Annotated in this window: 8 protein-coding genes; all 8 read left to right on the top strand. The window is 76.8% G+C overall.

The genetic code is table 11. The annotated features are described in order from the left end of the window. The first annotated feature begins 150 nt into the window (after positions 1 to 150). The 8 genes from ACWGE1_RS35595 (at position 151) to ACWGE1_RS35630 (ending at position 12889) form a co-directional block, all read left to right on the top strand. Positions 151 to 1335 (top strand): lantibiotic dehydratase C-terminal domain-containing protein, encoded by a 1185-nt coding sequence (locus tag ACWGE1_RS35595; RefSeq protein WP_453424603.1) that lies wholly within the window; start codon positions 151 to 153, stop codon positions 1333 to 1335. Continuing rightward, positions 1332 to 3185, top strand: coding sequence for a hypothetical protein (locus ACWGE1_RS35600; RefSeq protein WP_453424604.1), 1854 nt, complete (start codon positions 1332 to 1334; stop codon positions 3183 to 3185). The genes ACWGE1_RS35595 and ACWGE1_RS35600 overlap by 4 nt, the downstream gene beginning before the upstream one ends. Continuing rightward, positions 3182 to 5164, top strand: coding sequence for a TOMM precursor leader peptide-binding protein (locus ACWGE1_RS35605; RefSeq protein ID WP_453424605.1), 1983 nt, complete (start codon positions 3182 to 3184; stop codon positions 5162 to 5164). The genes ACWGE1_RS35600 and ACWGE1_RS35605 overlap by 4 nt, the downstream gene beginning before the upstream one ends. A 30-nt stretch (positions 5165 to 5194) precedes the next feature. Continuing rightward, positions 5195 to 6928, top strand: a complete 1734-nt coding sequence (locus tag ACWGE1_RS35610; RefSeq protein WP_453424606.1) for a thiopeptide-type bacteriocin biosynthesis protein — start codon at positions 5195 to 5197, stop codon at positions 6926 to 6928. Positions 6929 to 7057: 129 nt separating this feature from the next. After that, complete coding sequence (locus ACWGE1_RS35615) at positions 7058 to 7837, top strand: hypothetical protein (protein WP_453424607.1); 780 nt, start codon at positions 7058 to 7060, stop codon at positions 7835 to 7837. An 820-nt stretch (positions 7838 to 8657) separates the two neighbouring features. Continuing rightward, the gene (locus tag ACWGE1_RS35620; protein ID WP_453424608.1) at positions 8658 to 11540 is read left to right on the top strand and encodes a LuxR C-terminal-related transcriptional regulator; all 2883 of its coding nucleotides are present in this window, start codon (positions 8658 to 8660) and stop codon (positions 11538 to 11540) included. 71 nt (positions 11541 to 11611) lie between these two features. Further along, positions 11612 to 11899, top strand: coding sequence for a hypothetical protein (locus tag ACWGE1_RS35625; RefSeq protein ID WP_453424609.1), 288 nt, complete (start codon positions 11612 to 11614; stop codon positions 11897 to 11899). 75 nt (positions 11900 to 11974) lie between these two features. Beyond that, entirely contained in the window at positions 11975 to 12889 is a 915-nt protein-coding gene (locus ACWGE1_RS35630) for a Crystal protein ET79 (RefSeq protein WP_453424610.1), read from the top strand. The last annotated feature ends 37 nt before the right edge of the window (positions 12890 to 12926 follow it).

The raw sequence follows: 12926 nt of genomic DNA on the forward strand, positions 1-12926 counted from the left end.
AGCGCGCCGAGCCGCCCGTGCACGCCGAGCCCGCCGAGCCCGCCGAGCCCGCCGAGCCCGCCGAGCCCGCCGAGCCCGCCGAGCCCGCCGAGCCCGCCGGGCCGGCCGAGCCCGCCCGGCCCGCAGCACCAGGAGAGGAGCACGCCGGACATGCCGACCCCCGACCCCCAAGCCCCCGCTCCCGCAGGAGGCGCCGACCCGTGCGACAGCAGCGCGCTGGACGTCGTCGCGTACTACCACCACCCGGTCAAGGCCCCCCTGCTGCGCGAGGTGATGCTGCCGCTCGCCGCCGCCACCGCCGCGGACGGGACCGCCGCCCACGTGGAACGGCACTGGCTGCACGGCCCGCACCTGCGGCTGCGCCTGCAGGACACCGACCCCGCCCGGGTGGCCGACACCGCCGCGGCCGCGGCCGGCCGCATCCGCGCCTGGCTGCACACGCACCCCTCGCACAGCGACCTCACCGAGGCCCAGCTCCTGGAACGGGCCGCTGAGGCCGGGCGCGCCGAACTCGTCGCCCCGCCCCACGGCCCGGTCCACCCCGACAACACGGTCCGGATCGAGCCCGTCGACCGGTCCTCCGTACGCGGTCTCCTCGGAGCGGACGGGACCGCCCTGCGGGAGGACCTGCTGCGGAACGGCCTGGACGCCCTGCGGGCCGGCGCCGGCTTCCTCGGCCGGCACGGGGACACCGACCGGGCCCGGCTCCGCCTCGCGGTGACCGCCCTCGCCGCCCACGCCTGCGCCCACCCCGGCGGCCTGCCGGGCGGCCACTGGTCCTACGTCTCCCACCTGGAGGACTTCCTCCTCCACGACGACCCGGACGGAAGACTGCGCGCCACCTTCGAACGGCACGCGGAGCATGCCGGGGACACCGTGACCGCCCTCGTCGGACGTATCGCCGACGGGCGCACGGACGACTGGGAACAGTCCTGGGCCGGCTTCTCGCAGGGCGCCTGGCGGCTCGCGCAGGAGCGCCACGACGCCGGCGCCGACCTGCACGGAGACCCCCTCGCCTACCGCGTCCGGGCAGCCGCCACCGGGGATGCCGCCGCGCACGAGCGCTGGAACCAGGACATCCGCACCCGCTACAGCGAATTCCACCGACTGCTGCGCCGCGCCGACCCGCAGGGCACGATGTGGAGCCGTCCCGACTACCTCGTCCACCGGGCCTGCACCAACGCCCTGTACCGGCTGCTGACCGTCTGCGACGTCCGCCCGCTGGAGCGCTACCTCGCCGCGCACCTGGTCGTCCGTGCCGTGCCCGCCCTGACCGGATGCGACTGGCGCACCGAGATCGGCGCCGTCATCGACGCGGTGGAGGCCCGGACATGACCGGCCCGGACATGACAGGCCCGGACATGACCGGCGCCCGCACCGGCAGCGGCCGCGGCACGGACGGCGGCGACCGGCTGCGCCCCGGCACCGCCGTCACCCCGCTGCGCGCCGGGCTGCACCTGCGGGGCCGGCGCGGCAGCGTCACCCTGGAAGGCAGCACCGCCGTTCCGGTGGTGTGGGGCCTGCTGGAGGAACCCCTGCGCTCCGGCCGCCTCGCGGAGTTCCGGGACGGCCTGGAGCCGGGCTCGGCCGTCCGCACCGCCGTCGACACCCTCGTCGGCCAACTCGCCGCCCACGACCTCCTCGTCCCCGGCCCGCCCGCAGCCGCCGGGCACCCTGCGGCGGACCCCGCCGTCGCACGGTGGATCGACGCCACGGCCGGGCGCCCCGCCGACGCGGCCACCGCCCTCGCCACCGCCCGCGCCGAGGTCCTGGCCCGCGACCCCGCCTCCCCGCCCGCCACCGCCGCCGTACGGGCGCTGCGGGCCGGCGGTCTGCCCGTCACCCGCACCCCCGACCCGGGCCTGCCGGGGGAGCGGGTCCTGCTGACCGTCCGCGATGCCGCCGGCCGGGACCGGGCGGTCGCCGCCGGAGCGGTCGGCCGAACCGGGTACGTGACCGCCCCCGGCAGCGCCGCCCAGGCGCGCGCCGACGCGGCGGCCCTGGCCACCCGGCTCGCCGACGCCGACGCCGACGCCGGGGACGGTACCGTGCTGCAATCCCGCGCGGTCCCGGGCGCGTTCACCGCACTGCTGGCCGGCGCCGCCGCGCACCGGCTGCTGTGCGCGGCCGCCGGACTGCCCGACCCGGCCACCGAGGGCGACGACCCGCGGCTGCTCCCCGGGATCCCCGCCGTCCTCCTCGCCGACGCCCGCCCCGCGCGCGCCGACCACCACAGCTGGCTCGGACCCGAGCGGATCGACGCGGACCGCCGCGTCCGCCTCGCACCCCCGGCCGGGCTCGGCGAGGCGCTGCAGCGGATCGCCGCACTCGGGGAGCACCGCTGCGGACCCCTGCCCGGGCCGCTGCCGGGGGACCTGCCCCAACTCCCGGTGCCCCTCGCCACCTGCACGCTGCCCGGCCCCGCCACCGGGAAGGCGCACACCGCAACGCCCCGCACGCTGACCGGCGGCGGACCCCGCCTCGACCTGGCCCGCCTGGAACTGTTCTGCCGCGCCGCCGAACTCCTGCTCGGGGACGCCGCGTTCACCGTCGGAGCCGACCCGGGGCACGCCCGCGGCCGCGCCCTGCGCCACGCCACCGCACGCCGCCTCGCCGCGGCCGACCCGGCCGGCCGCACCGCGGTGGACCCGGCCCGGTGGTCCGGCCACCCGCAGCTCCGCCACTGGTGGACGACCCTGACCGAACGCCTCGGCACCACCGCGCGACTGGAGGTGCACCGGGCGGCCCCCCGCGCGCAGGCCTACCGGGCCGTGGTCCGCCGCACCCCGGCCGGCCCGGGGCGCGAGCCGGGCCCGGTGCTCGGCGAGGCCGTCGAGGCGACGCCCGGCGACGCCGCCTCCTTCGCCGCGCTGGCCGCCGTCACCGCCGTCTGCACCACCGCACCGGACCCCGAACCCGCCGGCCTGCCCCGGCCCTCCGGCGGCGCGGCCGCCCCGCTGGCGGCGGCCGGTGCCCGCACCGCCGCCTGGGAGGACCTCGGCTGGACCGGAGGCTGGCTCGCCGACCTGGCCGAGCGCGAGGAGGCCTTCCAGCACACCCTGCACCGGCTGTCCGCAACCGGCCCCGCCGCCGCCCTCACCCCGGTCGCGCCGGACCCCGAACCCGCCGGTCTGCTGCGCTCCTTCGGCTTCACCGTGCTGCGCACCGCCGAGGAGGCCCGATGACCGGCCCCGCCACCGCCACCGCCACCGCCACCGGCCCCGCCACCGGCCCCGCCACCGCCACCGCCACCGGCGCCGCACCCGCTGACGTTGCCGTTGCCGGTCCGGGTCCCGTCCCCGTGCTGGACGCCGACGCCGCCCTGGCGGCCACCACCGGCCCCGCCGCGGTCCTGCTGACCCGCTGGACGCTCGGCCTCGCCGAAGAACTGAGCCGCCACGCCCTGAGCCGCCCCGTGGCCCTGGTCCCGGTGCGCTTCGACGGCGCGCTGGCGGTGGTCGGACCGGTGCTCCGGCCGGGCGGCTCGGCCTGCCTGGCCTGCACCGAGTACCAGCGCCTGGCCACCGCGGGCGGCCGGGTCCCGTGGCAGAGCCCGAAGCTGACCCTTGCCGGAGTGCCCTCACCCGCCCTGACCCCGGCCCTCGAGGCCCTCGTACAGGAGCTCCTCGACCACCCGGACCCCGACCCCGACCCGGGCTCGGCCGTCGTGCACATCGTCCACCAGGGCCGCGGCACCTGGTCCACCCACCGCGTCCGCCCCGTCGGCGGCTGCCACGTGTGCCACCCGCTGCCGCCCGACACCGAGGCCCGGCTCCGCCCGCTGCCCTCCGGGCCGCGCCCGCTGCCCGACCCGGCCGTCCTGCGCGCCCCCAACCCCCGTACGACCGCAGCCGCACTGCGGGCCGCCCTCCACGACGAGCGGTTCGGCCCGGTGCGGCTGCTGCGCCGCTCCGAGGACTCCGCGTACAGCCTCACCAGCGCGGTCGTCACGGACGGCCGGTCCGTCGACGACGGCGGATACGGCCGGGCCCGCACCTTCGCCGACAGCGAGCGCATCGCCCTCTTCGAGGCCGTCGAACGGTACGCCGGCATGCGCCCGACCGGCCGCCGCACCGACCTGCTGGCCTCCTTCGCCGAACTGGGCCCGGGCCGCGCACTGGACCCCGAACGGCTCGGCCTGCCCGACCCCGCCCACCACGGCCACCCCGGCTCGCCCACCGTCCCCTACACCCCGGACCTGCCGCTCCACTGGGTGCACGGCTGGTCCCTCACCCACCGCAGGCCCACCGCGGTCCCCGAGCACGTCGCCTACTGGGACGTCCCCGGCCCGGACCGGCCGCGCGTGGTGTACGAGTCCTCCAACGGCTGCGGACTCGGCAACAGCCCCGAAGAAGCCGCCCTGTACGGGCTGTTCGAGGTCGCCGAGCGCGACGCCTTCCTCATGGCCTGGTACGCGGCCACCCCGCTGCGCCGCGTCCGCCCGCCGGCCGACGACACCGACACCCTGCTGCTCGCGGACCGGGCGGCCGCCGCCGGCTACCGGCTCCTCCTCCTGGACGCCACCAACGACTTCGGCATCCCGGCCGTCCTGGCGGTCTGCCGCTACGAGGGCGGCCACCCGCACGCGCCGCGGATGTTCCTCGCGGCCGGCGCCCACCACGACCCGCGCGCCGCCATCCGCTCCGCCGTCGCCGAGGCCGTCACCAACGTGCTGGAGGCACCGCACCGCTCCTTCGCCGAGGGAGGGCCGCGCGATCCCGAGCGGCTGCGGCCCCTGCTGGAGCGCCCGGAACTCGTACTCACCCTGGACGACCACGTCGGACTCAGCACCCTGCCCGAGGCCGCCCCCCGCCTGGAGTTCCTCTTCGCCGACACCCCGCCCGTACCGGCCGTCGAGGCATGGCCCGGCGCCCCCGCACCGGTACCCGACCTCTCCGGACTCCTGACGCGGACCGTCGGCCGGCTGGCCCGGGCCGGACTGGAGGTGATCACCGTCGACCAGAGCGAGCCGGGACTGCGCGAGCGGTTCGGCCTGCACTGCGTGAAGACCGTCGTCCCCGGCGCACTCCCGATGACCTTCGGACACGTCAACCGGCGCACCCTCGGCCTGCCCCGGCTGCTGGAGGTGCCCCACCGCCTGGGCCGGACCGGCCGGCCCGGGCGCCACGAGGAACTGCCCCTGCACCCGCACCCCTTCCCCTGACCCGACCTGCGACGACGAGGACCGGACGACGTGACGACGACCGACACCGACACCGACAACGGCACCGACAGCGGCACGGGCACCGCCGCCGGCACCTGGCAGAGCCACCACCTCTTCCTGCACTCCACCACCGAGGACACCGACCGCTTCCTGCTCCGCGACGCGGCCCCGCTCCTCGACGGCCTCGTGGCCGCCGGCAAGGCCACCGACTGGTTCTTCATCCGCTACGGGGAGGACGGCCCCCACGTACGGATCCGTGTCCGCACCACCGCACAGCTCCCCGAACTCCCCGAACCCCCCGGCCTGCTGGCCCGGGCGGCGCGGCAGGTGCCCGCCGTACCCGGCCCCTGGCCCTCCCGGCACGGAGAGATCCGCGCCGTGCCCTACCTGCCCGAAACCCGGCGCTACGGCGGACCGCAGGCCCTGCCCGTAGCCGAAGCCGTCTTCGGCGCCTCCACCCGCACCGCCCTCGACGTACTGCGGGCCCTGCCCGCCGGCAGCACGGCCGCGTCCCGGCTCACCGCGGCCGCGGACCTGGCGCACACCACGGCGTACGCGCTCGGCATGGACCGGCTCGCCGCCGCCCGCTGGCTGCGCGCCCACGCGGCGGGCTGGCGCTGGGTCACCGAGGTGCCGCTGCTGCCCGCCGCCGCCGTCCACACCCGCGTCAACACCGTCCACGCGGCCCAGCGCACCGCCCTCGGCGGGCGCGCCGCGGACCTGCGCGACCGCCTCCGGGCGGGCACGGCAGCGCCCTGGCTGGCCCGCTGGGCCGAACAGGTCCGGGAGGCCGACGCACTGCTCGAAGGCCCGGGGGAGCGGACCCGCGCCGGGATCTGGGGCTCGCAGCTGCACATGCTGTTCAACCGGCTGGGCGTGAGCCCCGACGAGGAACGGGCCGTGTGCCGGCTGGCCGCCCGCACCCTGCTGGAGACCGACGACGCACCGGCCGGGTTCTTCCCGCCGGGCCACACCGCCCCCGACCTGCAGTACCTGGAACGCAGCAAGTTCCAGATCGGCCGCGGCGAGGACTCGGCACTGCGCCCCCACGCCCCGGCCGCCCCCCACCACCCGGCCACGGCCACGGCCACCGAAATCCCGCTCCCCGCCGATCCGTTGCCCGAGGTGCCCCTGGCCGCCGTCCTGGCAGCCCGCTCCTCACTCCGCGGCGCCCTCACCGGCCCGCTCGACACCGGCACCCTCGGCGCCCTGCTGTGGCACTCCCTCGCCGAGGGCGGCCGCAGCGAACAGCACCTCGCCGACGGCACGACCCGTACCCTGACCCACCGCCCCTACCCCAGCGCGGGCGCCCTCCACACGGCACGCGTCCGCCTCCTCGTCCTCGACGTGGCCGGGCTCCCGGCCGGCACCTACGACTGCGTCCCCGAGCGCCGGACCCTGCGCCGCATCGGCCCGTTGGCACCGCTGCAGGACATCACCGCCCTGTCGACCTACCTCTCGCGCCCCTCCACCGACCCGGACTGGATCGGCATCGAACAGGCACCGGTACTCCTCGCCCTCTACGCCGACCTCGGCCTGCTGCGCCGCCGCTACGGCCTGCGCGCACTGCGCCTGGCCCTGCTGGAGACCGGCCACCTGGCCCAGACCCTGCTCCTCACGGCGTCGGCGCTGGGCCTGGGCGGAACCCCGCTGGGCGGCTTCCACGACGACCTGGCCCACGAACTGCTCGGACTCCACGACCCGGACCAGCCCCTGCAGTACCTCCTGCCCCTCGGCCGCCGCCCGCACCACCCCGGCCGCTGACCGCACGCGGGTGACGCACCGAAGGCGCCGAACACGCAAGCACAGTGCCGCCCCGCTCGCGCTGCTGGCCGGGCCGTCTCTTCCGGATCCTGCCGGCAGGATCCGAAAGAGACGGCCTAGCCTGAGGGCATGAAGGAGCCTTTCGAATTCGGTGCGATGCTGGGGCGGTTACTGGACCGAAGGCAGGTCGGTGTCCAGGAGCTGGCCGACCGCGCCGGGGTGAGCGCGGACGAGGTCCGAGCCGTGCTGGCACGGGAGACCCCCGGCGAAGGGCTGCTCCGGCGGCTCGCGCCCGCGCTGGGTCTCCACGCCGCCGATCTGTTCGTCCTCGCGGGGGCGGAAGTCCCGGACGACATGGCGCCGTTGGACGTCACGGCCGCCCCGCGGGTTCCGTACATCGTGATGGACGCGGTCCACCTCCCGGCGGCGGGAAGACGTGAACTCCTGCAGCTCGTCCGCTCGCTGCCCCAGGAGGAGCGCCGTTCGCCCTTCGCCCCGACGGAGTCCGCACCGCTCGCGGACGGTCCGGGCGGGTGGCTGATGCGCATGTTCCAGTACCGCAATCTGAACAGGAAGGGCCTGGCACACACCCTGGCGGTCGTGACGCCCACATACCTGTCGGCACCCACCTACGGCGTGATCGGCGACGGCCACAAGGAGCTGACACCGCGCCTGGTGGTGGACTTCGCCGCCCTGCTGGGGATCGACGCCCGCGAACTGGCCGCACTGACCGGCGTCCTGCTGCCCGAGCCGCCGCCACCTCCGGCCCCGGAGGCCGTGGACGCCGCGGCGCTGCTGTGGGAGGTCCGCCGCCTGTCCGCCACCCAGGCGCGGGACGTCGCCGAACTGGCGGGTTCCCTGCGCGGAGACTCCCGCTCCGAGTACCGCCTCAACCTGCCCGGATGGTGACTTCGGCCCGCGCACGACCGGGCCCCGGCGGCCGTGCCCGGCAGTGGCCGATCCCCTGCCGGCGCGACCCCGGCCCGGCCAGGAGGGCCCTGATGGCGCTGCGCGCATCCCGCTGACAGGGCGGCGCAGGCACGGACGGCGGGGTCGGGGTCGGTGAGCCGGCCGGTGGTGTCCTCGCCCCGGGCGCCGATGGTCGGGACCGCGGCCGCGGTCGTCTCTCCGCGGGCTGCCGAATCCGCGATCCGGCCCGGCCGTTCCGGCAGGGCCGCGCGCAGTGGCCGGCGCCGGTCGTCCCAGGGGAAGCGGCTCTCGTGGCGGGCCGGCGTGCGCGGCCCGTTCAACACGCCGGCCACGTACAGCGCGGCCGGCGCCGTCGAGCCGTACAAGGACCCCTGGTGCAGGACGGACATGTCCAGCATGCCCAGCGCTTCCGCCTGGACCTCCGGGTCCTCGTCCAGGAGCCGGGCCAGGCGCAGCGGCGTGTCCTGCGCCGCTCCGTAGGCGTGCTCCGGCGCAGCCCGGTCGGTGCCCTCGATCACGGAACGCGGATCGGGCGGTCGGCCGTCCACGGCCCGGCCGGGAAACGGGTACTCGTTGTGGGCCGTCTAGGGGAAGCACCGCTCCTGCCACCGACAGGCCCCGATTCCCCGAGCCGCACGGCGGGTTCGAGCCGCATCCCGCGAGGCCGAATTACGTGCCGTCTGCATGAATCTCGCCAGATTCGAGGATGGCCGACAGCACTGGTTCCCCGCCCGACCCGCCCGCCGATGATTCATAGGGAGCCCGGGTCAGGGGCGACAGTACGACGGAGGTGTTACGGGTGGCGGGGAACTTGCTGGTCGAACGGGATGACGCGTGGGCGGGGGCGGCGGCCGCGGGAGCCTCCGCCCGGGCCGGCAGAGGCCGTTGGCTGCTGTGGGGAGCCCTGCCCGGCATGGGCCGTACGGCACTGCTGGAGGAGGCGGTACGGCGCGAGACGGCGGGCGGGGCCATGGACGCCGTGCACCTGCGGTGCTCGCGCGAGGAGTCCCGGTTCCCCTTCGCGGTCCTGCGCCAGCTCTTCCCCGAGGCGGACGCCGTCCCGTTCGCGGAGCAGCCGGCCGCCGACGAACAGCGGACCTTCCACCGCCTGCTGGACCACCTGGCACGGCGGGTGGCCGACCGGCCCGCCCTGCTGGCCGTCGACGACGTGCACCTGGCCGACCACGCCTCGCGGCGCTGGATCGGCTATCTGGCACGCAGGCTCGGCAACTTACCCGTCCTGCTGCTCCTGACCGAGCGTTCGGGTTCGGACCCGCTCGCGCTGCACGGGACCACGGGTACGGCCACCACCCTCGAACCGCTCAGCGCCCCGGCCGTCGAGCAGCTCGCGCGGGCCCACGGCCATGCCGGCGACGCCCGGGTCCTGGACCTGTGCGTACGGGCCTCCGCAGGCCACCCGGTGCTGCTGCACGCCCTGCTCCGCGACCTCGCCGCCGCCCCGACCGCCGCCGCCCCGGCGGCGCCGCACTACCGCGCCGCCATCGGCGACTGGCTCACCTCGCGCGCCGACCCCCTCTCCCGACAGGTCTGCCTCGCGCTCTCCATCGCGGCCGAGCCCGCGCCGCAGGAGGCCGACCGGCACGGCGACCGGGACGGCGACCAGGACGGCAGCATCCGGGACGGCGACGGAGCCGGCCGGCTCGGCCGGACCCTGCTCGCCGATCTGACCCGCCCCTGTCAGAGCCTGCCCGCCGAGTCCCCCGGGGCGGCCTGGGCCGTACGCCTCTTCGCCGAACCCCTGGCACGCGAGGCGGCCCTGACGGTCGCCGACCCCGCCGAACTGCGTTCCCTGCGCACCCGGATCGCCGGTCTGCTCGACGAGCGCGGCGCCCCCGCACGGCTCGTCGCAGCCCACCTGCTGCGCGTGCAGAGCCCCGACGAGGAGTGGATGCTCCAATCGCTGGAGGACGCGGCGGAGGACACCCTGCAGGCCGGGCGGACCGCCGACGCCGTCCCCCTGCTGCGGCACGCGCTGACCGGACCGCTCGCCCCCGACCGGCGCGCCAGGCTCACCCTGCGCCTCGGCGCGCTGGAGCTGCCGCACTCCGCCGACGCGGGGATCCGCCGGCTGCGCGCCGCCCTGGAGCTCGCCTGCGACGAGGAACGGGCCGCCATCGCCCCCGCCCTCGGCGCGGCCCTGGTGGCCCGGGGCCGTCCCACGACCGCCATCGGCGTACTGCACCGGGAGAGCACCGCCACGGACTGCGGGGAGCTGGTGCGGGTCCTGCAGTCGGTGTCCGCCCTGATCGCCTCGCACGACGCCGCCGAATGGCGCGGCGCCGTGGCCGCCATGCGCGACCTCGCCGCATCCGCGCCCGCCTCGCTGGAGCCGCTGGCCTGCGGACTGGTCACCGAGTACGAAGCGGGAGCGGGCCGACTCTCGGCCGCCGAGGTCCTCGAACGGGTACTGCCCCGGCTGTCGGCCCCCGTCCACCCGGCCATCCGTACGGGCTGGCTCGGCAGCGCGGCCACCCTCCTCCAGTGGGCCGACCGGCTGGACGAGGCCTGCGCCCTGGTCGACACCTCCCTGCCCGCCGCGCCCGCGCTGCCCGACCTGACGGACATCGGCCGCCAGTGCCTGATCAGCATCCGGGCGGAAGCGGCGCTCATGTCCGGCGCCTTCCACCGGCTCGTACGGGAGAACACCCCGCTCCTCGACGCGTGCACCGGCCACGGCATCCGCATGCCGCACGTGGCATCCATGGTGGCCCTGGCGCACTGCGAGCTCGGCCGGCCCGGCGCGGCACGGCAGGTGCTGCACGGCCTGGGCGGGCAGGGCGCGAGCAGCTCGTGGGAATGGAACGAGGTGCGCTACGCCCGGGCCCAGCTGCACGCGGCCGAAGGGAACTGGCAGGCATCCCTGGCCGACCACCTCGCCTGCGGTTCGGGCCAGCACGCCCGTGACTTCGTCAGCCCGGTCGCCACCCCCTGGCGGTCCGGCGCCGCCCTGGCCCTGGTACGGCTGGGCCGCCCGGCACGCGCCCGCGAGCTCGCCGAGGAGGAACTGGGCCACGCCCGGGCCTGGGGCACCCCGCGCACGGTGGGCCGCGCCCTGCGGGCCTGCGCCGCGGCCTCGGGCTCCCGGGCGGGACGGGAGCTGCTGGAGGAGGCCGTGTCCCTGCTGCGGCCCGCCCGGGCACCCGTCGAACTCGTGGAGGCACTCATCGACCTGGGGAGCGCCCGGATCGCCGGCGGGAACGGCCGCAAGGGCCGCGACCTGTTGGACGAGGCCCACGCGCTGGCGCTCCGGCTCCTGCAACCCGAAACCCCCGCCCCCGCCACCGGATCCGCCACCGGGGACGCTGCCGGCTCCGCCGCCGCCGCCGCCGCGGACGCGGCCGCGGACGCCGCAGCGGCCGGCACCGGACGGCTCGTGCGCGCGGCCCAGGACGCCCTGCGCGCGGCCTCCGCCCGCCGGACCCGGACGGCGACCACGGGCGGCGCCGCACTCACCGAGGCCGAGCTGCGCATCGTACGGCTCGCGGTCCGGGGCGAGACCAACGAGCAGATCTGTGCGGCCCTCCACCTGGCCCGCCGCACCGTGGAGACCCACCTGACGCACGCCTACCGCAAGCTCGGCGTGACCCGCCGCACCCAGCTCACGTCCCGACTGGACGGGAACGGGGCCGTGTTCGTGGATTTCCACGATGCCCGGGCCTGAGTCCCGCGGGCAGGGTGGTGCCCGTACCGACCGCCCGGTCCAGGGGGGTCCGTAGGAGAGAGGGACCGCTCATGTCCGCCGCTGCTTCCCGCAGTCGTGTCCGCATCCTTGCCCTCGCGCTGCTCGGCGCCGTCGTGGTGGCCGGCGCGGCCGTGCCCGCCGCCGCCGCCCCTGCCGCCCCGGCCCCCGCGCCTTCCGCGCAGACGGAGCAGGCCGCGCAGTTCTGGCAGTGGGGAGGCGAGTACACGGACCGCGCCGGCGCGGAACTCGCGGGCAACCTGATGGTGTTCAGCGCCACGGCCGTCACCTACTACGTCGAGTACGTCCGCCAGCAGCAGTACGTCCTCTGGTACCGGTGACCTTCCCTGCCCGTGAGCCCTGCGCCCCGGCGTCACTCCTCAACCCCGTCACCCTGCACGAAAGTTGGCTCCGCCATGTTCTCCTCGCGTGACTCCCGCCCCTCCGACCGCCCCTCCGGCCGCCCGGCCCCCCGCGTCCGGCTGCGCTCGCTGTTCACGGCCGCCGTGCTGCTCACCGGTGCGCTGGCCATGGCCCCGGCCGCCCAGGCGGCGGACTCCCCGGCGGACCCGGCCCAGGCCCCGGTGTCCGTGAACGCCGCGCGCAGCACCAACGTGGTCGTACGCAACCAGTCCGCCCAGGGCATGCAGCGGGTGTGGGCCAACCTCGACCACGGGTGCTGGACCAACGGACAGCTGCCCGTGGACTACATTCCGGCCGGGGTGACCACCAGCTGGGCCAGCGAGTCCTGCGGCGCCCTGACCGGAACCGAAGGGTCCGCCAACTTCGCTGTCGCCGGCGGCCAGGTCCAGATCCACTGGAACAACCCGTACGCGGGCAGCAACTCCTACAGCTGCGACGTCCCGTCCGGCTACTCCTGCCAGCGCAGGGGCGGTTCGGGGAACAACGCCGGGGTGGAGTTCACCATCAGCGGCGGCCCCAGGACCCTCGCCGCGTCGGAGCCGGCCGCCGGCCCCGTCTCGATCCAGGCGGCCCGCAGCACCCAGGTGACCCTGAACAACAGCACCGGCGGCCTGCTGGCCCGCGCGGACGCGGGCCTCTCCCACGGGATCTGGAGCGACAACCAGCTGCCGCCGGTCAACATCATGCCGGGCCAGCGCGGTACGTGGCAGAGCGAGTCCGAGGGATTCCTGACGGGCACCCAGGGCCATGCCACCTACCAGGTCCAGGGCGGCGGCTACGTGACGGTCCAGTGGAACAACCCCTACAGCGGCAGCAATTCGTACAGCTGCACCGCACCCGCGGGCCGCACCTGCACCCGCACCGGCGGATCCGGCAACAACGCCACGGTGGCCTTCACCCTCTCCTGACCCCCGCACCCCGCGCACCCGCGGCACGGCGGACAAC

The sequence above is a fragment of the Streptomyces sp. NPDC054932 genome (assembly GCF_053610205.1).